This is a genomic window from Sinorhizobium sp. KGO-5 (assembly GCF_036245905.1).
GTDB lineage: Bacteria > Pseudomonadota > Alphaproteobacteria > Rhizobiales > Rhizobiaceae > Sinorhizobium > Sinorhizobium meliloti_A.
This window is the reverse complement of sequence record NZ_BDIZ01000003.1, coordinates 338,743-361,435: the sequence shown is the minus strand read 5'-3', so window position 1 is coordinate 361,435 and position 22,693 is coordinate 338,743. Positions and strand designations below refer to the sequence as shown.

General features: G+C 58.0%; 22 protein-coding genes. 17 read left to right on the top strand and 5 right to left on the bottom strand.

From position 1 onward, the window contains the following. Positions 1 to 76 precede the first annotated feature (76 nt). Positions 77 to 1,552, bottom strand: coding sequence for an alpha/beta fold hydrolase (locus BHD07_RS15725; protein WP_338281484.1), 1,476 nt, complete (start codon positions 1,550 to 1,552; stop codon positions 77 to 79). A 643-nt stretch (positions 1,553 to 2,195) separates the two neighbouring features. Between BHD07_RS15725 and BHD07_RS15720 the strand changes: the two genes are divergently transcribed. From BHD07_RS15720 to BHD07_RS15685, 8 genes are all read left to right on the top strand, one after another. After that, positions 2,196 to 3,371: an ABC transporter ATP-binding protein gene (locus BHD07_RS15720; protein WP_338281482.1), complete on the top strand. Its 1,176-nt coding sequence runs from the start codon at positions 2,196 to 2,198 to the stop codon at positions 3,369 to 3,371. Continuing rightward, positions 3,364 to 4,596: an ABC transporter substrate-binding protein gene (locus BHD07_RS15715; protein ID WP_338281480.1), complete on the top strand. Its 1,233-nt coding sequence runs from the start codon at positions 3,364 to 3,366 to the stop codon at positions 4,594 to 4,596. Before BHD07_RS15720 ends, BHD07_RS15715 begins: the two co-directional genes overlap by 8 nt. 12 nt (positions 4,597 to 4,608) lie before the next feature. Continuing rightward, positions 4,609 to 5,568, top strand: coding sequence for a carbohydrate ABC transporter permease (locus BHD07_RS15710; protein WP_018098368.1), 960 nt, complete (start codon positions 4,609 to 4,611; stop codon positions 5,566 to 5,568). Further along, the gene (locus BHD07_RS15705; RefSeq protein WP_018098369.1) at positions 5,561 to 6,373 is read left to right on the top strand and encodes a carbohydrate ABC transporter permease; all 813 of its coding nucleotides are present in this window, start codon (positions 5,561 to 5,563) and stop codon (positions 6,371 to 6,373) included. Before BHD07_RS15710 ends, BHD07_RS15705 begins: the two co-directional genes overlap by 8 nt. A gap of 3 nt (positions 6,374 to 6,376) precedes the next feature. Then, positions 6,377 to 8,080 (top strand): amylo-alpha-1,6-glucosidase, encoded by a 1,704-nt coding sequence (locus tag BHD07_RS15700; protein ID WP_338281476.1) that lies wholly within the window; start codon positions 6,377 to 6,379, stop codon positions 8,078 to 8,080. Positions 8,081 to 8,095: 15 nt separating this feature from the next. After that, entirely contained in the window at positions 8,096 to 9,130 is a 1,035-nt protein-coding gene (locus BHD07_RS15695; RefSeq protein ID WP_018098371.1) for a LacI family DNA-binding transcriptional regulator, read from the top strand. A 121-nt stretch (positions 9,131 to 9,251) separates the two neighbouring features. Continuing rightward, positions 9,252 to 11,264 carry a beta-galactosidase gene (locus BHD07_RS15690; RefSeq protein WP_338281473.1) on the top strand — a complete coding sequence of 671 codons (2,013 nt, stop codon included), beginning with the start codon at positions 9,252 to 9,254 and terminating at the stop codon, positions 11,262 to 11,264. Positions 11,265 to 11,366: 102 nt separating this feature from the next. Then, the gene (locus BHD07_RS15685) at positions 11,367 to 12,371 is read left to right on the top strand and encodes a serine hydrolase domain-containing protein (protein ID WP_338281471.1); all 1,005 of its coding nucleotides are present in this window, start codon (positions 11,367 to 11,369) and stop codon (positions 12,369 to 12,371) included. A gap of 116 nt (positions 12,372 to 12,487) precedes the next feature. Here the strand turns inward: BHD07_RS15685 and BHD07_RS15680 are convergent, their stop codons facing one another. Continuing rightward, positions 12,488 to 13,147 carry a peroxiredoxin gene (locus tag BHD07_RS15680; protein WP_018098374.1) on the bottom strand — a complete coding sequence of 220 codons (660 nt, stop codon included), beginning with the start codon at positions 13,145 to 13,147 and terminating at the stop codon, positions 12,488 to 12,490. A gap of 415 nt (positions 13,148 to 13,562) precedes the next feature. Between BHD07_RS15680 and BHD07_RS15675 the strand changes: the two genes are divergently transcribed. Beyond that, positions 13,563 to 13,826 (top strand): hypothetical protein, encoded by a 264-nt coding sequence (locus tag BHD07_RS15675; protein ID WP_338281468.1) that lies wholly within the window; start codon positions 13,563 to 13,565, stop codon positions 13,824 to 13,826. A gap of 445 nt (positions 13,827 to 14,271) precedes the next feature. After that, on the top strand, positions 14,272 to 15,012 hold the full coding sequence (locus BHD07_RS15670; RefSeq protein WP_338281466.1) for a hypothetical protein: 741 nt from the start codon (positions 14,272 to 14,274) through the stop codon (positions 15,010 to 15,012). Between the two features lies 1 nt (position 15,013). On the opposite strand, the gene BHD07_RS15665 is transcribed toward BHD07_RS15670, so the two are convergent. Continuing rightward, positions 15,014 to 15,394, bottom strand: coding sequence for a hypothetical protein (locus BHD07_RS15665; RefSeq protein WP_338281465.1), 381 nt, complete (start codon positions 15,392 to 15,394; stop codon positions 15,014 to 15,016). Between the two features lie 299 nt (positions 15,395 to 15,693). Between BHD07_RS15665 and BHD07_RS15660 the strand changes: the two genes are divergently transcribed. The 7 genes from BHD07_RS15660 (at position 15,694) to BHD07_RS15630 (ending at position 20,336) form a co-directional block, all read left to right on the top strand. Then, the gene (locus tag BHD07_RS15660) at positions 15,694 to 16,266 is read left to right on the top strand and encodes a GIY-YIG nuclease family protein (RefSeq protein WP_338281463.1); all 573 of its coding nucleotides are present in this window, start codon (positions 15,694 to 15,696) and stop codon (positions 16,264 to 16,266) included. Positions 16,267 to 16,284: 18 nt separating this feature from the next. Continuing rightward, on the top strand, positions 16,285 to 16,467 hold the full coding sequence (locus tag BHD07_RS15655) for a hypothetical protein (protein ID WP_338281462.1): 183 nt from the start codon (positions 16,285 to 16,287) through the stop codon (positions 16,465 to 16,467). 5 nt (positions 16,468 to 16,472) lie between these two features. Then, positions 16,473 to 17,186, top strand: coding sequence for a GIY-YIG nuclease family protein (locus tag BHD07_RS15650; RefSeq protein WP_338281461.1), 714 nt, complete (start codon positions 16,473 to 16,475; stop codon positions 17,184 to 17,186). Positions 17,187 to 17,213: 27 nt separating this feature from the next. Then, complete coding sequence (locus BHD07_RS15645) at positions 17,214 to 17,840, top strand: hypothetical protein (RefSeq protein ID WP_338281460.1); 627 nt, start codon at positions 17,214 to 17,216, stop codon at positions 17,838 to 17,840. Next, on the top strand, positions 17,837 to 18,241 hold the full coding sequence (locus BHD07_RS15640; RefSeq protein ID WP_338281458.1) for a hypothetical protein: 405 nt from the start codon (positions 17,837 to 17,839) through the stop codon (positions 18,239 to 18,241). Before BHD07_RS15645 ends, BHD07_RS15640 begins: the two co-directional genes overlap by 4 nt. A gap of 196 nt (positions 18,242 to 18,437) precedes the next feature. Continuing rightward, a complete protein-coding gene (locus tag BHD07_RS15635) occupies positions 18,438 to 18,719 on the top strand; it encodes a hypothetical protein (protein WP_127670527.1) in 282 nt (93 codons plus the stop codon). 3 nt (positions 18,720 to 18,722) lie between these two features. Next, entirely contained in the window at positions 18,723 to 20,336 is a 1,614-nt protein-coding gene (locus BHD07_RS15630) for a hypothetical protein (RefSeq protein ID WP_338281455.1), read from the top strand. A gap of 81 nt (positions 20,337 to 20,417) precedes the next feature. Here BHD07_RS15630 and BHD07_RS15625 read toward each other — a convergent pair whose 3' ends face one another. Together BHD07_RS15625 and BHD07_RS15620 are read right to left on the bottom strand one after the other, a co-directional pair. Continuing rightward, positions 20,418 to 20,861: a hypothetical protein gene (locus BHD07_RS15625; RefSeq protein ID WP_234843608.1), complete on the bottom strand. Its 444-nt coding sequence runs from the start codon at positions 20,859 to 20,861 to the stop codon at positions 20,418 to 20,420. Then, entirely contained in the window at positions 20,861 to 22,648 is a 1,788-nt protein-coding gene (locus BHD07_RS15620; RefSeq protein WP_338281452.1) for a hypothetical protein, read from the bottom strand. Before BHD07_RS15620 ends, BHD07_RS15625 begins: the two co-directional genes overlap by 1 nt. Between the last annotated feature and the right edge of the window lie 45 nt (positions 22,649 to 22,693).

The following is a 22,693-nucleotide window of genomic DNA, read 5'->3' as shown; positions in this document are numbered from 1 at the left end:
CATGAGGTGATCGTTCGTCGGACTCCGCCTCGGTTGCAGAGGTAAGCGGGGTCAGGCAACATGATAGAGCCTGCCTTCACGACGCTTTCGTGATGAAGCGCTTGATATAATCGGCAATCGCATCGAGAGTGCCCTCGTCAACCTGATGTTCTCCATAGTGCCAGATGGCATTGCGCTCATTGCGCGGCGCAGTCTGCAAGATGTGGTTTACACCTTCGAGGGTAACGAGTTTGCGCGGACGGTCCTTCGAGCCTCCGAGCGCGAGCAGTTCGGCATCCACGCGCGAGACTTGGACATCGTTCTCGCAGTGAAAAATCAGCAGAGGGCAGTCGATGGAGGCGGCCAATTTCGCCGGTTCTATCCTTGAGAGGTCGCGAAGATAATCGAGACGATCCTCCAGGCCGAAGAGCTCGTCCGGCGGTGGCCCCCCTTGTCGGATCGTCTCTTCCAAGAGCGTTCGCTTGCTGCGGACTGCCTCGGCCTGCTCGGCGGTGTAGCCGCCATTCGTCAGCATCCAGTCGATCTGGTCCTCGATGATAGCGTTGATCGGCCTTCCAGGAGCTGCGATCAGCACTATTCCCGACACATCGTGCAATTCTTGAGCAGCCATCAGCGCGATGAGTCCCCCTAGACTATGGCCGAGCAGAATCCTGGCCTGCGCTCCGCCCTTTCGCGGCTCCATCGTGGACCATGCATCCTTCGCCCCATCAATGAACGTTCGAAGGTTCGGTAGCTCTTCCTGCGTCTTGTAACGCTCGTAGCGGAGGGAGCGGAGGCCACGCTGTGCAAGACCATCGAGGATCGCCCCATAGCCGAGATTCAGATCGCCGCTCAGCCCGTGGCTATCATAGCGGCCGGATCCTCCGAGAAAGACGGCGGTGGCAAAAGCGGGCCCTTCCGGTGCGACGACCGTGCCCTTGAGGGCTGCCGGTCCGATCTCGATTTCGTCAACCCTTATCCCGTCACGGCTGCGATAGCCGGTTGGACTGCCGATATCCGGCGTCCAATCGGGAAGATGTGCCTCAATCCTCTCGAAATAGATCCCGGGTGTCGAGGTTTCCAGCCAACCGAGGCGCCCGTGCTCACTCAGAATCAGCGTTTCCTTGAGGTTCGACTGCCATTGGGCACCCATCCTGTTCAGCTTTAGGTCGAAACAACGACCGCCATCGGCAAGAAAGGATGGAATCGTCAAGAATCCCGCCGCAAGACGGCCGGATCGCATTCTGATGGCCTCGGCAAGTTGACCAATCATGTTTGCCTCCAAGACGATTTCCATATCCAGAAACGCCGCCTTGGTGAGGCTGTATTTGTTGCCGTGGCTATCGCGACCGTCGAGGGCGAGTGGATGCCCGTCGAGGTCGGTTCTAAGCATGCTTTTCCGCCGGTATTGACGCAGACCCAACGGAGGATCGTCGAAGAACTCCAGCCATGACGTGATGCGCCGGCCGCCCGATGGGTCAATACAGGACGAGGAATGGGAATATCCCAACACGCGCGCCTGGAAACAAATTTTGAAGGAATGGACAATTTCCGTTTGTTGCACGGCACCCATCTCCGAAACCGCAACACGTACCGGGCCGAAGATGCAGCACGGAACGCCCTGGCTCCCGCGATCGTGTCCATCAGGAGCAATACCAGAATTTGTGCGACCAGAACGTGTTTTGTCCTTTGATCGTAGCCGATCAATGGACAAAAGCATGCAGCAGCTCGAAGTCCTAGGGCGACCTTTGCGCGTCTCATAAGACGCGCGGCGCTTTAGGAAATTTCCGAGGGGCCGCACTCTCTTCTCGCCTCATCCCTGTGCTCGTCACAGGGATCCAGCAGCGCCGCGTCTGCGGCGCGGGAAGCGTTCTTTCAGCCCAAGGACTTGGTCTGGCTGGATTCCTGTGACGAGCACAGGAATGAGGAGATCAAACAAGCCGCCGCGGGTGGCCCGAATCTCAACAGGCATCAGCCTCTTCGGCGATTACATCTGGACCCCAACCAGCGGCCTCGAACTCGGGCCCTTGCGGCGTGAAACTTCGATGCTTGCCGCGTGATCCTCCAAAAGTCGGGCAATTATTCACTTTCGTGTTGTCACGCCCGGCTGACAAAAGTTTTCCCTTTACAACTAAGTTAAACGTTTTTATTTCTAATAAAAACGTTTAACAGGCTGACGAACAGGCGGTCGATCCGCCGCCTGGCGGGAGGAGAGTTTGGCCGCTATTCGCATCGACAATCTTCGCAAGTCCTTCGGCTCGCATGAAATTCTGAAGGGCATCGATCTCGAGATCGCCGGCGGCGAGTTCGTCTGCTTCCTGGGGCCGTCCGGTTGCGGCAAGAGCACGCTCCTGCGCTCGATCGCGGGACTTGAAAATCTCAACGGGGGATCGATCCGCCTCGGCGAGCGCGACATCACCGATCTTCCGTCCGCCAGGCGCGACATCGCCATGGTCTTCCAGAACTACGCGCTCTATCCGCATATGAACGTGCGCAAGAATCTTTCCTTCGGCCTTGCGCTGAACGGCATGAAGCGAAACGAGATCGAGCGGCGTGTCAACAATGCGGCCGAAATTCTGAGAATCACGGAGCTCCTGGACCGCAAGCCACGCCAGCTTTCCGGCGGCCAGCGCCAGCGTGTGGCGATCGGCAGGGCGATCGTGCGCGAGCCGAAGCTCTTCCTGCTCGATGAGCCGCTCTCCAACCTCGATGCCGGTTTAAGGGTGACGATGCGCGTCGAACTGGCGTCGCTGCACGAACGCCTCGGCGTGACGATGATCTATGTGACGCATGACCAGGTCGAGGCCATGACTCTCTCCGACCGGGTCGTGGTGCTCGACAAGGGACGCGTCAGCCAGTTCGGCACCCCGCTCGAACTGTTCTACCGTCCGGCAAATCTCTTCGTCGCCGGCTTCATCGGCTCGCCGCGGATGAATTTCCTGCCGGCGGGTGTCGCGGATCAGGGCGCAACCGGCGTGACGCTTGCCGGAGGCGGCTTATCGAGGCCGGTGACGCTCGATATGTGTTCGTCGGAACCGATCGACCGGGTTCGTCCGGTCACCCTGGGAATTCGCCCCGACAAACTCGAACTGACCTCGCCGGAGGAGGGGCATCTCGCCGGCACGGTGAGGCTCGTCGAGCGGCTCGGCACCGAAAGTCACGTTCACATCCGTGTCGAGGGCGGTGGTGATCTGACCGCCGTGGTGCGCGGCACCCATCCCGTCGCGAGCCGAGATCAAGTTCATCTCCGCCTTCCCCCCCAGCACTGCCATCTGTTCGATGCAGAAGGCACGGCGATCGCAAGGCGGCTCGATCCGGAGACGAAGGCACTTATCGATAACGAGAAGGCAAGGGGCGCGCGTGCGCCGGTTTTGGAGGAGAGACATGCCTGATATGAAAACGACGATCATCGGATCGCTTCTGGCCCTGTCGGTTGCCGGCGCGGCGACTGCGCGCGCAGAGGAGGTCTTGCGCTTCGCGACCTGGGACACCGGCGAGAGCCTTGCCATCCAGCAGGCGATCGCCAAAAAATTCGAGGAGAAGCACCCGGGTGTGAAGGTTCAGGTCGAGCCCTATGCCGAGGGCTACGACCAGAAGCTCGTCGCCGCCTTCGGCGCGGGCAATCCGCCCGATGTCATGTATATGTGGAACTTCCCGCAATACTACACGTCGCTGATGCCGCTCGATGAGCTGATCGCGCGCGACTCGGCCGAGATCAAGCCGGACGATTTTCCGGAAGGCCTGATGAACACGGCACGTATCGAAGGCAAGACCTACGGCATGCCCTCGGGTTTCACCACCCAGGTCGTCTTCTACAACAAGGAGATGTTCGCAAAGGCGGGTGTGGAAGAGCCGAAGGAGGGCTGGACCTGGGACGATCTGCGCGCCAAGGCAGCCAAGTTCCGCGACAAGGCCGGCAAGGTCTACGGGTTCGCCGTCGACGCCAAGCCGGACCCCTATGATTTCGAGCAGTTCCTCTGGTCGAACGGCACGAAATACATCTCGGACGACGGCAAGGAGATCGACGGCTACATGAACAGCGACGCGGCTGCCGCGGTGCTCGGCATGTTCGCCGACATGGCCAGGAAAGAGGAAGCCGTGACACTGCACCTCGGAGACGAAACGGGGGGTGACACGCTGTTCCAGGGCGGCAAGATCGCCATGTTCCAGAGCGCCATGTGGGACAAGGCAGATATCGATGCCGCGGGCTTCAGCTATGGCGTCGCACCGCTGCCGACATTCGGCGACCGCCCAGCCCATTCGGCACTCGGCGTTTCGGCGATCTCCATCGCCAAGGACGCCACCCATCCCGACCTCGCCTGGGAATTCGTGAAATTCTTCTCCTCGCCCGAGTCGGTCGCGATGCGCGTCAACGACCTGCCGGTGCGCAAGAGCGTGGCCGAGGCGAAAGGGATGACGAAGGACCCCGTCTACAAGCCTTTCTTCGATATTCTCGCCACCTCCAACACCGAAAGGCACGCCTATCTGAAGAACGCCAACTGGAGCAAGATCCAGGACAATCTGGCGCGCGCCATCGAGGCGACGATGATCGAGCAGGGCAATGCCAAGGCCCATCTCGACGATGCGGTCAAGCGCTCCAAGCGCCTGCTGAAGTAAGGAGTGCGGGGGATGGACATGGCCGCCCATGCTGAACCGAAGGTGGATGTCGTTCGGCGCAGACGAGCGAATGCCGGAAGGCATCTTGCGCCCTTCCTGTTCATCTCCCCATGGATCCTCGGATTCCTCTTCTTCACCCTCGGCCCGCTCTGCTTCTCGCTGACGATGAGCTTTTTCGACTGGCCCGTCGTCGGCGAGCGCACCTTCGTCGGACTCGACAACTACCGCTCCATGTTCATGGAGGACCCGCAATTCCGGGAGAGCCTCTGGATCACGGTGAAGTTCGCGGCGATCTACGTGCCGTTCAACATCGTCATGTCGCTTCTGCTGGCGCTGTTGCTGCACCATGCGACTTTCGCCAGCGGCTTCTTTCGCACGGTGTTCTATCTGCCGAGCGTGATCTCGGGTGTTGCGCTTGTGACGATCTGGAGCTGGATCTACAGCAGGGAATACGGGCTGCTGAACTTCATGCTGTCGCTCGTCGGCATCGATGGACCGAACTGGCTCGGCGATCCCAGCCTGGCCCTCGTCGCCATCATCGTCGCAAGCCTCTGGGGCCTCGGCGGTACGATGCTGATCCTTCTGACCGGTCTCAAGGCCATTCCGAAAGAGCTCTATGAGGCCGCGACCGTCTCGGGCGTTCCGGGCTGGGCGCAGATGCTGTTCATCACCCTGCCGATGCTCGGGCCGATGCTGATCTTCACCTTCATCACCTCGATCATCTCCGCATTCCAGCAGCTGACGATAGCGCTTCTGCTGACGAAGGGCGGCCCTCTCGGCTCCACCTATTTCTTTGCCATGTACATCTACGACAACGCCTTCAAATATTTCGACATGGGCTATGCCGCCGCGGGCTCCTGGGTGATGTTCGCGATCGTGCTGACACTCAGCCTGGTCGTCATGCGCTGGTCCGCCGCATGGGTCTATTACGAGGGCGAGGTCCGGCCGGCCGATGGAGACCGCGATGCGTAAGACAGTCCTCTATGCGACGCTGATCCTGCTGTCCGCCCTGTTCATCGCGCCGTTCTACTGGACCTTCATGACGGCGGTCAAAAGCACGGCGGAGCTATATCAGTTCCCACCGGTCCTCTGGCCGTCCGAGTGGCACTGGGAGAATTTCGCAGCCGCCTGGAACAAGCAGCCCTTCGGCACCTATCTTTCGAACTCGCTGATCGTCGTCGTCCTTTCGACGGTCGGCCAGCTTCTCTCGAGTTCGCTCGTCGCCTTCGGCTTCGCCCGCTTCCGGTTTCCCGGACGCGACGCCCTGTTCGTGCTGCTGCTCGCGACCATGATGATCCCCTGGGATGTGAAGATGATCCCGCTCTACATGGAATTCAACATGCTGGGCTGGATCAACACGCTCAAACCACTGATCGTGCCGGCCTATTTCGCCGACGCCTTCTTCGTCTTCCTGCTCCGCCAATACATCATGACGATACCGATGGAGATCGACGAGGCTGCCCGCATGGACGGTGCCAACAGTTTCGACATCTACTGGCGCATCCATCTGCCTCTGATGCTGCCCGCTTTGGTGCTGGTCGGTACCTTCCATTTCATGAATGCGTGGAACGACTATCTGGGACCACTGATCTTCCTCAACGATCAGTCGAAATACACGCTCACCCTCGGGCTTTCGATGTTCAAGGGCCTGCATGAGATCGACGTCACCTCGATCGCGGCGATCACCGTCATCCTCTGCCTTCCGCCGCTCGCCCTCTTCTTCCTGGCGCAGCGCTATATCATGGATGGAGCCGTCGGCTCTTCGGTGAAGGGATAGGCGATGCTGTTCGATATCGACCATGTTCCTTTCAGCCGAAAGGGGCGCTTCCTGACGCTGTCGACGATGCGTGTTCCCGGGCGCGACGGGGAGCGTGCGCTTTATCTCAGATGCGTCAGTGGCGGCGACGAGCGTCCTTCGCTTGGACGGCTGTGTCGGGTCGAGTTGCTGGACGGGAAAGGCCGACCGGCGGCGGCGCGCTTCGAACTGTCGCCGGACCAGCTTGTGGCGCGGACCGGCGAGGGCATTGTCCGCTTCGTCATCGGAGCCGGCGAACGCTTGCACATTCGCGGCGAAAATGCAGGCGTGCGTTTCCATGTCGAAGGATCGCGCTACGATTATGTCTACCGCACGCCCGGCGGCGAATGGTGTCTCGTGGCAGCAAGTGAGAACGTGAAACTCATTCCGCGGGCCTGTCTCGGTGATCTGGCCGTTTCCGGCAAATGGGACAGGGACCGGTCCACCGACGTTTCCTTCACGCTCTCGGGCGAGGGGACATTCGAGGGCAATGTCGATTTCTTTCGCGCCCTCCCGCCGCCGAAAAGCCCCGGCAGCTTCGAGGTGGCGCATGCAGCCGTCGCAGCCGAGTTCAGCGCCTGGTATCGATCGATCCCGGCGGGTGTCCCCGGACAGGAGGAAGCGCAACGGCTCGCGGCCTATCTTCTCTGGGCGAATACCGTGCCGGCCGAAGGCGTGCTGACCCGGCCGGCGATCTACATGTCGAAAAACGCCATGATCAATATCTGGAGCTGGGACAATGCCTTCTCGGCACTTGGCGTGACCGCCTTCGACGAAGAGCTCGCCTTCGACCAGTTCGCAGCGATCTTCGACCATCAGGACGCTTCCGGCCTGCTGCCGGACTACGTGAACGACCGCGAAGCGCTCTTCGCCTTCACCAAGCCCCCCGTTCACGGCTGGGCCGTGTCCTGCCTGGCGCGCGAAAATCCCGCCTTCCTGACACCGGAGCGACGGGCCTATCTGCGCGATGCGATCGGCAGGCAGGTCTCCTACTGGCTGACCCACGGCCGCGCCGGCGGCGGCGTGCTGCCGAGCTACTTCCACGGCAATGACAGCGGCTGGGACAATGCGAGTTTTTTTGCCGAAGGCGGCCCGGTTCTGTCACCCGACCTTCCGGTCTTCCTCATCCTGGCCTGCGAGGCGCTTGCCAACCTGCTGGAGGACGATCCGGAAAAGGCAGCCCGCTGGCTTCGCACCGCAGACGAACTTCAAGCGCTCCTCGTCGGCACGCTCTGGACCGGCGAGACTTTTGCCGCGCGTCTTGCCGCCGACCCAGAACGAATTCTCCCTGGGGATAGTCTGATCCAGTTCATGCCGCTGCTGCTGGGCTCCCGCTTGCCGCCAGCGATGTGCCGCCAGCTCGTCGCCCGGCTGGTGGAAGGCGCATTCATCACCGATTGGGGCCCGGCGACGGAGAGCCCCCGGAGTTCCTACTACGAGGACGATGGCTATTGGCGCGGGCCTATCTGGGCGCCGACGACCTATCTCCTCTGGGACGGACTGCGCCGCCAGGGGGAGCGTGCATTGGCCCGGGAAATCGCGCAGAGGTTCTGTGCACTTGCCAATGCACACGGTATGGCCGAAAACTTCGACGCGCGCTCGGGCAGGGGCCTTCGGGATCGGGCATTCGCCTGGACGTCCGCAGTCTACCTGCTGCTGGCGCAATCCCTCCGCGACGAAAACCGGTGAAGAGTTGAAGCCGTCATGCAGCGACCGACCATAAAGACGATAGCGCGGGAGACGGGACTGTCGATTGCGACGGTCTCCAAGGCTCTGAAGCATTCTCCGCAGGTTCGCCCGGAGACGAGGGCCATCGTGCTCGATGCGGCCGAGCGCGTGGGCTACGAACTCAATCTTCATGGCGTGCAGCTGCGCACCGGCAAGACCTATCAGGTTGCCGCCATCATGACGGCGCCGGGCCCGAAGGAAAACGAATGGGAGGGCGTGGAATATGCGCAGCTCCTCAGCGGTATTTCCTGGGCGCTGGAAGAAAGCCCCTATCGCGTCTCGCTCTACGCCGTGCGCGACTTCGAGGAAAGCCAGGAAACGATCAGGCAGATCGTTGCGATGAAGAAGGCCGACGGCATCATCATTTCGGGCACGCGGGCCGACGATCCGCGTATCCGGTTGATGCAGGAAGCGGAGTTCCCCTTCGTGACCTACGGCATGAGCATCCACAATGCGCCGCACGCCTATGTCGACGCCGACAACGCACAGATGATCCGCCTGTCCATGGCGCGGCTGATCGAGCGTGGCCACAGGCGCATCGCGCTGCTCAATCCGAAAGAGCAGTTCACCTACGGTGTCGTTCGCCTGGAAAGCTACCGCAAAGCGCTCGAAGAGGCAGGCCTGTCCTACGATGCCGCGCTCGTCGCTCATGGTCGGCTGACGCCCGCATTCGGCAGGGAAAATGTGGTGGCCATGTCTGCGCTCGCCGATCCGCCCACCGCCTATATCTGTGCCAACGAAGCCACTGCGCTCGGCGCCTTTTCCGGCTTCCACGCGCGCGGGCTGGTGCATGGGCGTGACGCGGTCATCAATGCGACCGACGACCTGAACGTCAGCCAGTATTTCGCACCGCCGATCACGAGCTACTACCTGCCGATCGGCGAGCCGAGCGCGCTGCTCGGCAAATTCATCCTGCGGCGGATGGAGGGCGAGCCGCCCGAGGCCCTGCAGACGCTCCTGATGCCGGATCTCATCGAGCGCTCGGACGACCGACTGAGGCCGAAGCTATGAGCGACCAATCCTCCATCGAGGTCGCCGGTTAATATAAACGTTTAAGTTCGATCCGGCCCCGTCGCGCCTGCTCGCCACGTGCGTCCGCCGCCAATCCAGAAAAACGACAAAGGACTTTACCTTGCACATGCCGCTGACGAACCCCAATCGCTTCAACTCCGACTTTCGGACGCCTGACAGGCTCGAACTCGGCGTGTGCTACTATCCCGAACAATGGCCGCGCGAACGATGGGCGGAAGACGCCGGGCGGATGATCGAGCTCGGCCTCTCCTGGGTTCGCATCGGCGAATTCGCCTGGGCGAAGATAGAGCCGCGGTCGGGCGAATTTCATTGGGAATGGCTGGACGAAGCGATCGACGTTCTGGGCAAGGCCGGCCTCAAGGTCATCCTCGGCACGCCGACGGCGGCCCCGCCGAAATGGCTCGTGGACCGCTATCCCGACATTCTGCCGGTGGACGCGACGGGGGCGGTCCGCAAATTCGGCGCGCGACGCCACTATTGCTTCTCGAGCCGGCGCTACCGCTCCGAGGCGGCGCGCATCACCGAGGCGATGGCGCGCCGCTATGGCGAACACATCTATGTCCATGCCTGGCAGACGGACAATGAATATGGCGACCACGACACGATCTACAGCTATTCCGCCGAAGCGGTCAGGGCGTTCCGCCTGTGGCTGGCCGAACGCTACGGCTCGATCGAGGAACTGAACCGCGCCTGGGGCACCTCGTTCTGGTCGATGAACTACAACAGCTTTGTGGAAATCGATCTGCCGAACAGCCTGGTGGAGGAGCCGAGCCCGACCCACGGTGTTGATTTCATCCGCTTCTCTTCCGATCAGGTGAAGAGCTTCAACAAGGCCCAGGTCGACATTATCCGGGCGCATTCCCCCGGCCGTCCGGTGACGCACAACTTCATGTCGCAGAATACCGATTTCGACCATTACTCCGTCGGCGAGGACATCGACATTGCCTCCTGGGACGTCTACCCGATGGGCGGCCTGCTCAACGGGCGGCTCGCAGCGAAGGACAAGGAGCATTATCTCCGGGTGGGGGATCCCGACCAGCCGGCCTTCAACCACGACCTCTACCGCGCCGTCGGCCGCGGCCGCGTCTGGGTCATGGAGCAGCAGCCGGGGCCCGTGAATTGGGCGGCGCACAACCAGTCGCCGGCCGACGGCATGGTTCGGCTCTGGACCTGGCTCGCCTATGCCCATGGGGTCGACATGGTCTCCTATTTCCGCTGGCGCCAGGCGCCTTTCGCGCAGGAACAGTTTCACGCAGGCCTCCTTCTTCCAAACAGCGAGGCGGATCAGGGCTATCTTGAAGTCGCCGAAGTCGTCGCGGAAATGAAGCGCCTGCCCGAGGGAGAGGTGCGTGGCAAGGCGCAAGTCGCGATCCTTCTCGACTACGAATCGCGCTGGGCGACACGCGTCCTGCCGCAGGGGCGGAGCTATTCCGCTTCGGCGGTTGCGCTCGATTGGTATTCGACGGCGGCGCGTCTGGGGGTCGATGTGGATTTCATAGGCCAGCACTCGGACCTCGACGGATACAAGCTGATCCTTGCGCCGGACCTCGTCATTGCCGAGGAGGCTTTCGTCGAGCGGCTCGCGCGAGCGGACGCCAAGGTGGTCTTCGGCGCGCGCAGCGGCAGCAAGACGAAGGACATGCACATCCCCGAGGGACTGCCGCCTGGACCGCTGGCGAAGCTCATCGATGTCAGCGTCTCGCGGGTCGAATCGTTGCCGGAGTTTCATAGCGAGACCGTTCTCTACGGCAACGAGGCTTATCAGGCGGCCGGCTGGCGCGAGACGGTCAGGACGAACGAGACCGTTCTCGCAAGCTTCGACGGGGAGTATCGTAACGGCGCTCCGGCGCTCGTGGGCAACGACAAGGCACGCTATCTGGCCGTTGCGGCCAACGGCGCATTGCTCGACAAGGTGATCGGCGACGCGCTCGGCTGGGCTGGACTGGAAAGCCTGCCCGACCTCGGCGATCTTCGCGTGACGCGCCGCGGCAATCTCCGTTTCGCCTTCAATTTCGGCCGGACCCCCGCGGAGGTGCCCGCAGGGCCCTCGGCCGAGTTCTACCTGGGGGGCCGCACGCTGAAACCCGTCGATGTTGCGATCTGGAGGGAATGAACCCCGGAGCATCGATGTAGCCGACCTTCAGGCAAGGTCACATCGTCGTGAGCTTGGACTGCACTTGATGACTTGTCGTGCCATTCGCCCTAGGTCGAACGCATGACCATGCTCGTTGTTACGTTCCTTGCGCTCTTCGGTTTCCACTCGGCGGCAGCCGCGCAGGATCAGTCCGTCACCACCTTGCTGACGGCCCTGGCGACCAGAGAAGAGTTGAACCCGCTGAAGACCGTGGTCGTTGCCAGGGACGGGGAGACGATTGCCGAGAAGGGTTATCGCGGCCACACGCCCTCGGAGTCGACCAACATCAAGTCGGCGTCGAAATCGATCGTATCCGCACTTGTGGGCATCGCGATCGGCAAGGGTCTGCTCGACGGCCCGGAGCAGAAGATCGCGCCGCTCCTGAAGGAAGACCTCCCGTCGCAGGCCGACCCCCGGATCAACGACATCACCATCGGCAACCTGCTTTCGATGCAAGCGGGACTGGGGCGCATGTCCGGACCGAATTACGGCCGCTGGGTGTCGAGCCGCAACTGGGTTCGTTTCGCACTGGCACAGCCCTTCGACGACGAGCCCGGAGGTCGGATGCTTTATTCGACCGCCTCGACCCATCTGCTCTCGGCAATACTGACCAAGATCGGCGGCAAGTCGACACTGGCGCTTGCGCGCGAATGGCTCGGTCCTGTCGAGGGTTTCCGGATCGGCGCCTGGGAGCGGGATCCCCAGGGCATCTATCTCGGGGGCAACCAGATGGCGATGAGCGCGCGATCGCTGCTTGCCTTCGGTGAGCTCTATCGCAACCGCGGCCGCACCGCAGACGGACGGCAGGTCGTCCCGGCCGATTGGGTGGAGCTTTCCTGGCAGCCGCGCACGGCCTCCCGTTTTACCGGCGACGGCTACGGATATGGCTGGTTCACGCGCCGGATCGGCGACGAGGATGTGTATTACGCTTGGGGCTATGGCGGCCAGATGCTCTACATAGTGCCGTCCCTTGACCTGACCGTGGTCATGACGTCGGATGAAAGCGGCCCCTCGGCACGCAACGGCTATCGCGACGCTCTGCACGGGGTTCTGGCGGAGATCATCTCCATCGCCAAAGCGGATTGAGGCAGATGGTTCTGCTCTGTGCGCGTTAAACAACCATGTTAGCAAAAAGCGCCAAGGGCGCGTCGACCTTGATGAATTGACGCGCCCGATCGACTGACTCTTCGCAGCGGGTTTGCTTAGGCCGTTGGCTGCTTCGTCTTCCGGAGATAGGGAAGCACGGTGTCGAACGACCCGAAACGCTGCACGGCGTCCTCGTTGGAGACGGCGGCCGTGATGATGACGTCCTCGCCCTGCTGCCAGTTCGCGGGTGTTGCCACCTGATGCTTGGCGGTGAGCTGGATCGAGTCGATGGCGCGCAGGATCTCGTTGAAGTTGCGGCCGGTGGTCATCGGATAGGTGAGGATCAGCTTGATCTTCTTGTCGGGGCCGATGACGTAGACCGAACGCACGGTGGCGTTATCCGCAGGCGTCCGGCCCTCGGACGTCTCTCCGGCGCCGGCCGGCAGCATGTCGTAAAGCTTTGCCACCTTCAGATCGCGGTCGCCGATCAGCGGGTAGTCGACCTCGAAGCCGGTCGCGACCTTGATGTCGTTCTTCCACTTGGTGTGACTTTCGACCGGGTCGACCGAAATGCCGATGATCTTGACGCCGCGCTTGCGGAACTCCGGCTCGATGCCGGCCATGGCGCCGAGTTCCGTGGTGCAGACGGGAGTAAAGTTCTTCGGATGGGAGAAAAGGACAGCCCAGCCGTCGCCGATCCATTCATGGAAATTGATCGTGCCCTGCGTTGTCTCGGCGGTGAAATCAGGGGCGGTATCGTTGATGCGCAAACTCATGGCGTGTTCCCTCCTGTACGACGCTAAGAATAACGCAATCGCCGCCGTTTTCGAGGAGGAAACGAGCGATTGACGGCGGCAGAAGGAATGACTGCATCATAGGTGGCCGGGCTGCGGGTATATTTTTGCCGGCCGGCCTAAAAGCCAGGTCTTACAAGCCTTTGCGCGGGCGCGTTGACATCGCTTTGCCGCAGCCGCATAGATAGCGCATTCCGAGGGGAGCACCAGACGGTGCTGAGATGGCGTTGAGCCGGACCCTTGAACCTGATCCGGGTCGCCAACACACTGAAATTGCTACTTTCTAGGGCTTTTGTCAAGGGCGGAATGTAGCAGTTATGTAGCAGTCGGGCGGACAATCCCAAAAGGCATTCGCTCCTAAATACGATCAACCTCTTAATCGTATTCGGGAACACGCATGACCGTTACAGCACCCAAAAAAACCGTCTATGTCGGCGATGACCTGATTCTAAATCTCGTCTGGCAATCCGGCACGAAGAAGACTCCCGGTCCGGTAATCGATGTGACCGGATACACGTTCACCGCGATCATTGTCAGAAACGGCGCAACCGTCGTTACCGGCACGGTGACCACGGTGCCCGACGAAGGCAAGATCAAGGTCGCCTTCTCCGAAGCACAGACTGAAACTCTCTTAGGCCCTTACGAAGTCCGCCTTCGGTGACGCTCTGTCCGCAAACGACAGCGATATTGCGACGATCACCACGGCACTTTCCAATCGCGTCCGGTTTGATGCCGCACAGACGCTCGATTCCGCTCAACAGCTTCAGGCACGCCAGAACATCGGTGCCGTTGCTACCGCCGACGTCGGCGACACGACAACCAACTTCGTGACCGTTTTCGAAGCAGCCTTGGTCTAATATTTGAATGTCCGTCGCATCCTCAATATCCGCTTTGGCAACGCGCATCGGGAATGAAATCCGTGATGCCGTGAAGCCTTTACTGCTTCCGACCGGTGGAACTGTCGGGCAAGTGTTGACTAAGACATCTGACACCGTTGGTGATGCGGATTGGTCAACTCCGGGAACGGCTGCTTTCAAAAACATTCATGTCGGGACGACAGCACCAGCTTCCCCGGCTGAAGGCGACATTTGGATTGATACGAACTAATGGCAGTAGGCATCCCTACCACGGTTGTCGATGCGGGTGCGTCGGCGGCTACGGTCACTTCGGCAAGTTTCACCCCTGAAGCAAACATCCTGCTTATCGCCTTCTGTATGGCACGTGGCGGCAGCGCGGTTATACCGACGATTTCCGACAGCCAAGGCGGCACATGGGAACCCATCGGCACGGGTATTGATCAGGGCTTCATCACCGCCCGACTATTCGCGCGCCAGATCGGCGCTACACCTTCCGCGATGACCGTTACGGTTACTTCCACCGGGGCGACACAGACGGCAGTGGCGATTCAAGGTCTTACCGGGGCGGGAAACAGCTTCACCAATTTCCAGTCGGTGTCCTCGCTCGGCACAAGCCGATCAGTCACCATTGATGCCGCTTCGTCGGGGTCCATGGTGTTGGCTTTCCAAGTCATCAACTCCGGAACCGCCCAACCCGCACCGACCGGATTGACGGAAACCCGCGACTTCTCAATTGCCACTAACGTCCGCTGCCTGTTGGCTTTTGATGACTATTTGACGGCACCTACCAGCATCACATGGACGTCGAACAATGCGGATGCCATCGCCTTCGCTCTTGAAGTCAAGGAACCTGCCGCACCGCCAAGCGGATCGTCTACCACAAAGGTCTGGATCGGGGGCGCTTGGCATCCATCTACCGTCAAAGTCTTTATTGGCGGCTCATGGGTCACGAAGCCCCTGAAATCGCGAAAAAGCGGCAACTGGTACTAAATTACCCGCCCAACAGGTTTCGCTTGAAATCGCGCACCGGCAGCGCCATCACACTTCGGCGCACGTAACCCCGAACTGCCTCTAAGGCTTCATCGGATAGGGCCTTCCCGTCTTCCATAGCGATGATTGCGCCGATATCGGAATCCGGATCGGTGTCCGCGAATGCCTTCTTCACGACTGCGAACGGCACTTCCTCAGTCGAGAACGTTACCGGCGTGTTCGGCATCGCATCAGCGAGATTGTCAGCGTTGGTTTCGAGACTGATAGCGAGCGCAAGGACGAACCTCTTCCCGCCTCTCTGAATGATTTGCATGGTGGAATTGGGCGACTGAAGCCCAAGCGTAATGACTTTGATCATGTGTGATTTCTCCTGCTTTTTCACAGGGGTATTTAGCCAAAATCAAAGTTTTGAACACCGGAAGCAGAACGCAAGAAAATCGCGCAAAGTCGCCGAAAAACGCAAGATTTGCGCGTGAAAATGGACCAATTTCACGTATCGGGGAACTAAATAGTTCTGTGATCAGCCGCTCGGAATGGCTTGCTCACAAGTCATTCAATAGCGGTTCGGTCCACTTCCTCTAAGATCAAAAACGAAGAGTTTTCTTAGTCCTCCAAGTGCGCATCCGAGCGGGCATTTGGGGGACTTTTTGTTTTGATTAGAAATTTTAGAGGAAACAACAAATGGAACTGAAAATTGAAGCCGCAAGCGGCATCTATGAAATCCGGCACTTGGCGAGCAATACCGCCTATTGCGGACGAACCGTCAATCTCAAAAAGCGTAGGTGCCAGCACTTCAGCGCGCTTGCGTACGGACGTCACTCTAATAAGCCGATGCAACGGGATTACGATGCCAGTCGTGAAGGCAACAGCGCGTTCCTGTTTGCGGTTCTCGAATACGTCGAACCCGACCAGCTTATTGAGCGCGAACAAGCGTTCATCAGTAGTGGCGAATACGGATACAACCGTTCAAACGATGCCGTGGCGGGATGTGGTGTTGGCGAAGGTCATCACGCACATTTGGGTACGTTTGTTACCCCTTGGGGAAGCTATCCTTCATCCTATCAAGCAGCCGAACAAAGCGAAGGAATGATGTCACAAGCCAGCGTTTGGACAAGCTGTACCAAGGCAGAAAAAGTGATCAGTGGCAACGCTTATGGTCACTCGATCTATCTTCAAAGTCATTACGACCGCTCTATTGTCGGGAAGATGACATGGAGAGACATCGGTTTTTCTTTTCAACCCAACAATCAGTGAACCAAGGAGAACAAGCAAATGAATAACGTCATCAATTTCCCGAACAGTGCCGAATTCGAAGACCTTTCTTTGGCTGAACGCATGATCATCATTGAACAGTTTAACGCGGATATTCACGTCGAGCTTAATCGGATCAAGGACGCCGCTGACAAAATCAAAGAGCTTATCGAAGCCAATCGTAAGCAAATTGATCGGCAGTAGAAATAATGGAAATCGAAATAATGGCATGCAGTGGCGTATACGAATTGCGCCACATTGCATCTAACACGGCGTACGTCGGAAGCAGCGCCAACGTAAAAAAACGCAAGTACCAGCACCTATGGGAAATGTCTAAAAACCGTCATAGGAACTACAGATTACAAACTGCTTACAACGCCAGCAGCGGAAACAGCGCATTCCAATTTTCCGTACTGGAATATTGTGAACCTGAACAACTAAAAGTTGTCGAACAACGATATCTGGACAGGCAAGAGTTCGGATTTAACATTTCGATGAAGGTTGAAGGTCGTGCATCCCCATTGAGTATAGAGGCGCGGGTTCGCCTGTCGGCAGCAAACACCGGTAAGGCTGTTTCCGCTGAGACGAAAAGGAGGATTTCGGAAGCCCTTAGAGGCAGGTACTTTTCCGCTGAGACGAGATTGAAAATCTCTGAAGCCGGTAAGGGAGAGTTAAGCAGTCGGTTTATTGGATATTATCACACGCCATTCGGTGTTTATTCATCTTCTCTTCAGGCTGAATCTGCTTGTGAAGGGCTTCTATCGAAAGGCTCTATATCGAGAATTTGCCGGAACCCCGACAAAATTATCACCAAGCTTGCTTACGCGAAATCGCGTTACCTTCAAACCCACCATGACGCGTCCGCAATCGGCATGAAATGGGTTGATTTGGGGTTTTCACTTACTCCCGTCACCAGAGGTTAAAGCGGTTCATTTCCCCTAAATATCGGGATGAACCGCAAAATTTTTTTCGACACTATCAAACCCGCTCTTTTCTCCGGATCGCTCACGCAAGAACAAGTCCGGGGAATCGATTCCATCCTCAACAAGATGGAAAAGCTTGATCCACGTTGGTTGGCTTACGCACTCGCCACCGCCTATCACGAGACGGGCGGCAAAATGGTTCCGGTATCCGAGAACCTGAATTACAGCGCTAAGGGCTTGCGCGTCACGTTTCCCAAATACTTTACGGCTGATGATGCCCTGAAGTACCAGCGCAAGCCGCAAGCCATCGCAAACCGCGCCTATGCCAATCGCATGGGCAACGGTCCGGAGTCGTCCGGTGATGGTTGGACGTTCAGAGGCAGGGGCCTTGTTCAGGTGACAGGTCGCGACAACTACCGGACCTACGGTATTGAGAATGATCCTGATAAAGCGCTTCAGCCTGATATTGCCGTTGGAATGCTATTCGACGGTATGACGTCCGGTAGATTTACCGGTAAGAAGCTGTCGGATTATTTCGGTCCTGTCGTCACCGATTGGAAAGGTGCCCGTCGCATCATCAACGGCACGGATAAGTCTGATAAAATCGCGGGCGAAGCTAAGCAGTTCTATGCGGCTATCCTCGCTGCGAAATGACGTGGTTCCATCGCGGTAAGCCGTTTACGTCCGACGATATCGGCGAAAATCATAGCTTCGTCTATAAGATCACGGATACAGAGACCGGACGCTTCTACGTCGGTAAGAAGATTTTCTTCAGCACTCGCAAGCTGCCGCCATTGAAAGGGCAGAAGCGGAAGAGAACTGTCGTTAAAGAAAGTGATTGGCAGACATACCACGGTAGCAATGACGCATTGAAGGCGCTTGTCGAGCAGCATGGTCCGGACCGCTTCAACCGCGAAATCCTTCATCTTTGTAAGTCGAAGGGCGAAGCCTCGTTTATGGAAGCTCACGAGCAATTCGCACATGACGTGCTGAGACGGAACGACTGCTTTAACGACTGGATCATTGTGAAGGTACACAGAAAGCATCTGAAATAGTCGGCATATCGCCAAACAAAAAGAAGCCGCCACGGGAAACAGGAAAACCCGTGGCGGCTTTGTCATGCCAAGGCACGACTATTAGAAGAGTGTTGACGCTTCTATTTAGCATTCGCCAAATCCTGCTTCCCCGCTTCCAAGCTTCATCGGCTGATAAATACCCTAAAAGCCGATGAATTTTAGGAGCTACTTAAGAATGGCAATTGCCCAACTGCTTTACGGAAATATCGATTCCGAGTCCGACGTCTTGACCAGCGATTTTGACTCAGTCGAATTGAATACCGGTGAGACATACGAGTTTGTCAAAGCCTCACGAAAGTATCTCATCGTGAACGCACTGGCAGACATCTATGTTGCCTTCACCAGTGACGGAAGCACGCCGAATGCGGCGGCACAACCCCGATGCAAAATTGTCTCCGGTTCGTCCTTTCCGTTCGCGATTAGAACCGGCATTAAGATTACCGTTATCGCGGCTTAATCGATGAAGATCGGTTTTGGGATCGGGTTCGGCAAGCGCCCGACATTCAATCGCGGCGGCGGTGCTCCGGTCGATGCAATCGTAAAAAGATTGGCACATCGTCTCTATGGTCCGGGTCACAATTCCGGTTCGGCACCATCTACCGGCGATGGTACGGCAAAGACCTATGCGGCGACGTTCGTCAACGAAAGTGGCGCGGCGATAACGGAACTGTCTCTGGTGTTTCAGGGGTGGACACTTCGCACGACAGGCACGACCGATGCCAGCGCCAGCTACACGGTCACCGGCACGATTGAATATCCGGTTGGTACTGTCGTGGCAGACATTGGTTCTGTCGTTGTCACGGCTGGTGGAAATGTCGAAGGCGACACTCTGATTCCATTAGCAGAGATTCCGGTTGGTGGATCGTTCCGAGTAAACTTCAGTTCGACGGTTGCTTCTGGACAAACCTACATCGCCAACCTTGGTTTTGCCGGTCTCCGAACCCATAAGCTAAGTTCGCTTCTCAAGAAAGAAGCTCTGTACGCTGTTGGTGATTCAATCATGACAAATAACAATGGAGCGGTCTACAACGCGGTGAACGGTAAATGTCCGGCATATCAAGCCAGCATCACCGGCACGACAGCGGCGACTTATGGCGGGTCCAGCGCAGCAAACTTCGTGAAGCAGGTCGATCTTGCCAAGAAGCTCGGTATCACTCGGTTTGTTTCAAACTTCGGTACGAACGATTTTGGCGCAAGCACGTCTAAAGATACGTTGCTCGGTTATCTCACTGCGATGCGGTCGCGCGCCAATGCGGAAAACATCAAATTCACGCAAGCGACAATGCTTCCCCGTACATCCGATGCGGCGGCGGTTGCGGTCACGGCAACTTCGTCTGGCAATACGATCACGGCAACTGTTCCGGACGCAAGCAAATATGTCGTCGGCATGGCGTATCGCCTCACGGGCGCAACCCAAACTGAATACAACGGCAGCTTTGTTTGTACGGCGGTCGATACCGGAGCAAATACAGTTCAACTGTTGTTCGCAGGATCGGCAACACCTACGGCAACCGGTTCGCCGGTTCTTGATGCTTGGAAGGCGACAAATACCATCCAATGGCAAGCGCCGTGGTCTTCTCACTACGATCCGGGTCCGGATTCGCAGCGTGGTCAATTCAATGCGGCTGTTCGTAGCGGCGCATATTTTGACGATTATGTTGAATGGGCTGATCCGTTCGAACCTTCGCGCGATGCGGGTCGATGGGTAATTGGTGGTGAAAACCCGCTGATCCCGGCTCCACAAGAAATCACGATCAGTTCCGTCATTACGACGTCGCGGTTCAATTCGAACTACAATCGTGGTTCCTCGACCATCCCGAACGGTTTCGTTCAGTTCCGAACCGGCGCGAACGTCGGTGTATCGCGGACGGGCAACGGTAACACCAATGGTGACATTACCATGTCTTCCGCCGCACCAAACACGATGGTAGTTGGTGACACGTTGATCGCGATCCCCGGCACAAGCTATTGCTCGGATGACGGCACGCACCCGCGCGTGGCGGGCGGTTCATTCGGCGGTCAAGCCGTCTTGAACAAAGCCATGGGTGACAAAATCACCGAATGGCTTTCCTGAAGCCAAATCTAACAACTGCGCAAAAAAATGCCACAAATCGGAAATCGGATTTGTGGCATTTTCCATTTCAGGTGAGGGGCGTTACAGGCTTGCGGCGGCTGTCCACATCGTATCCGTTTGCTCTTCGCTGATGCTGAGAGCCGCACCAACGGCAGCGATCAAGGGATGTGTGCGTTCAAATGTGGTCGCATATTCCCATTCAATGCGCGCTGTTTCCTTGTCAGCACCTTCCGGCATCGCATCGATTACTGCCGACACTTGAGACATGGAATAGCCGTTCCCGACAAGACCAAGCCGAAGCTGGCGCGCGGTAAGGGTAGGCATATTTGCCCGAACTTCTTCAATGGTCGGCGATACATATGGCGCAACAGTGCCAGCACTCGCCAAAGCAAATAGTTCTCTGCCGTGTGCCTCCGGGTCTTGTGCGGTCGCCGTAAAGGGAATCCACCCAAATGTTGGATGGTTTACTTCCATGTCAATCGCCGAACCATCTTGTCGGCTATAAAAAGCGTTTCGAAATTCCATTAAGATATCCTCAAGAATAGTGAAAGCGAGCCGCCCGCCGTCGATCCAGCGCCGATGTTGCCCATACAGCGCCAAGTGCCGGATTGTACGGTTCCGTCACCGCTGGACGAACTGGCGCTTTCGAGGTTCGCGCCGCCAATAGTAGCCCCAAACGCATATCCATTGGTGTTACCGACACGCTGAGCGAACATGTATGTACCGACAGCGCCAGCACCAAGCGCCGCCATGCCAACTGAAACAATGCTGTCTTCGTCTATTTCGTGTGTGTGGCTGGTCGAAGTTACCGAGTTCGTCGTGCCAGACGTCAGCGTGCCGGGAGTGCCGAGCGTGAGCGTACGGGTAGCAGCAAGAGTACCACCACCAGTCAGACCGTTACCCGCCGTGATGCTGGTTGAAGACGATGCGCCGCCAAGATCGGCAAGGGTCAAATTACCCGTGTGCCAAACGGTTTGATGAGTAGCAACGGACGAATCGTAGAACTTCAGAGCATCGGTGGAATTGACGTTCGACAAGTAAAGATAATCGTCGGTGACGTCGTTGAATAACCTGAAGCCAGCGCCCGTGCCGGTTCCATCGGTGTGTTGAATATATGCCTGTCGCGCACCACCAGCATAGAAGGTGATGTACGGATCGTCGGCAGCGTTAGGACCAGCCACACGAAGCGCTTCGCCCGCATTGGTAACAGTCAGCAAACCAGTTGTGGAAAGCGTCGTGATGCCGGAATACGCGCCGGAAATGCGAGCGTTCGGAACAGTACCCGCATTCAGGTTGGATGCGCTGAGATAATACGCGCTGCTTTGACCGTCGAGCAAATCGGCATCAAGACCGGAACCCGCGCCATCGTTCCCGGCGTGCCACATGACGTTGCCGTTATACTTGACGTCGTCAACACCATTGCCAGTGATTTGGATATAGCCTTCAGCCGCACCAGTCGAAGAGTTATATCGGCGCATGACAAGCCCGCCGCCGCTATCGCGGTAAAGGCGACCAGACAGAACGCCAGCCATTTCCAACCGAAGTTCAGCCGACGTAGCATGGTCAATCGTCGTGTTCGAAGTGAATGTCTTACCAGCCATCGACGTCGGCAAGCGAGCATCCGAAAGTGTACCGGTCGTCAAATCGGTAGCAGAACCGGAAGCAGAAACCGCTACGAGTCCAAGGTTTGTACGGGCGGTAGCGGCGTCATTTGCGCCTGTTCCACCACGAGAAAGTGCGAGCGTACCGAGCGTAATATTGTTTGCGTTGTCGGTTCCAAGCGCAGTGCGCGCAGCCGCCGCAGTAGTCGAACCAGTACCACCTTCAGGAATAGTCAAGGCAGACGTGAGAGTCAGCGTATTTGCCGAGATATCGCCAAGCTTCAAGTTCTGATCGACGTAGCCATTCATTACGAACGACGAGCCATTGTAGACGACTTCAAGAATGCGACCGGCTTTGATTTGGGAAGCAGTCAGCGCCGATCCATCGGGCATGATGATAGCTTTCGCACCAAGACCGTTGATGTTCAGCGTAGCCGCGCCAGTGTTCGCACGATCAACGAAGAAGCGGTAAATCTCGCCTTTCACATAGGCAAGCGGCGCACCTTCGTATGTCAGAACATAGGCATTGCCCGTGCCCGTCGTGGTGTAGATCGCATTGGATCGATTGTAATTTCGCTTGGCGGCACCCATAATCGCACGGATGATCGGCGCAATGGCAGACGGCGCGTAGCCGCCCTGAACCCCGTTCGGCGCAACACTGTCATTGTCAGAATCAAGCTCTGCCCAATTGGACTGAGAATAGTCGGTCATGGAGGCTTATGCCCTCTCTTATTGTTATGCTTGTAGTCGGTCTAT

Coding starts and splice junctions, on each gene's coding strand:
- BHD07_RS15725 (WP_338281484.1), bottom strand. CDS start 1,552: ATGGGTGCCGTGCAACAAACGGAAATTGTCCATTCCTTCAAAATTTGT.
- BHD07_RS15715 (WP_338281480.1), top strand. CDS start 3,364: ATGCCTGATATGAAAACGACGATCATCGGATCGCTTCTGGCCCTGTCG.
- BHD07_RS15710 (WP_018098368.1), top strand. CDS start 4,609: ATGGACATGGCCGCCCATGCTGAACCGAAGGTGGATGTCGTTCGGCGC.
- BHD07_RS15705 (WP_018098369.1), top strand. CDS start 5,561: ATGCGTAAGACAGTCCTCTATGCGACGCTGATCCTGCTGTCCGCCCTG.
- BHD07_RS15700 (WP_338281476.1), top strand. CDS start 6,377: ATGCTGTTCGATATCGACCATGTTCCTTTCAGCCGAAAGGGGCGCTTC.
- BHD07_RS15695 (WP_018098371.1), top strand. CDS start 8,096: ATGCAGCGACCGACCATAAAGACGATAGCGCGGGAGACGGGACTGTCG.
- BHD07_RS15685 (WP_338281471.1), top strand. CDS start 11,367: ATGACCATGCTCGTTGTTACGTTCCTTGCGCTCTTCGGTTTCCACTCG.
- BHD07_RS15680 (WP_018098374.1), bottom strand. CDS start 13,147: ATGAGTTTGCGCATCAACGATACCGCCCCTGATTTCACCGCCGAGACA.
- BHD07_RS15675 (WP_338281468.1), top strand. CDS start 13,563: ATGACCGTTACAGCACCCAAAAAAACCGTCTATGTCGGCGATGACCTG.
- BHD07_RS15670 (WP_338281466.1), top strand. CDS start 14,272: ATGGCAGTAGGCATCCCTACCACGGTTGTCGATGCGGGTGCGTCGGCG.
- BHD07_RS15660 (WP_338281463.1), top strand. CDS start 15,694: ATGGAACTGAAAATTGAAGCCGCAAGCGGCATCTATGAAATCCGGCAC.
- BHD07_RS15655 (WP_338281462.1), top strand. CDS start 16,285: ATGAATAACGTCATCAATTTCCCGAACAGTGCCGAATTCGAAGACCTT.
- BHD07_RS15650 (WP_338281461.1), top strand. CDS start 16,473: ATGGAAATCGAAATAATGGCATGCAGTGGCGTATACGAATTGCGCCAC.
- BHD07_RS15645 (WP_338281460.1), top strand. CDS start 17,214: ATGAACCGCAAAATTTTTTTCGACACTATCAAACCCGCTCTTTTCTCC.
- BHD07_RS15640 (WP_338281458.1), top strand. CDS start 17,837: ATGACGTGGTTCCATCGCGGTAAGCCGTTTACGTCCGACGATATCGGC.
- BHD07_RS15635 (WP_127670527.1), top strand. CDS start 18,438: ATGGCAATTGCCCAACTGCTTTACGGAAATATCGATTCCGAGTCCGAC.
- BHD07_RS15630 (WP_338281455.1), top strand. CDS start 18,723: ATGAAGATCGGTTTTGGGATCGGGTTCGGCAAGCGCCCGACATTCAAT.
- BHD07_RS15625 (WP_234843608.1), bottom strand. CDS start 20,861: ATGGAATTTCGAAACGCTTTTTATAGCCGACAAGATGGTTCGGCGATT.
- BHD07_RS15620 (WP_338281452.1), bottom strand. CDS start 22,648: ATGACCGACTATTCTCAGTCCAATTGGGCAGAGCTTGATTCTGACAAT.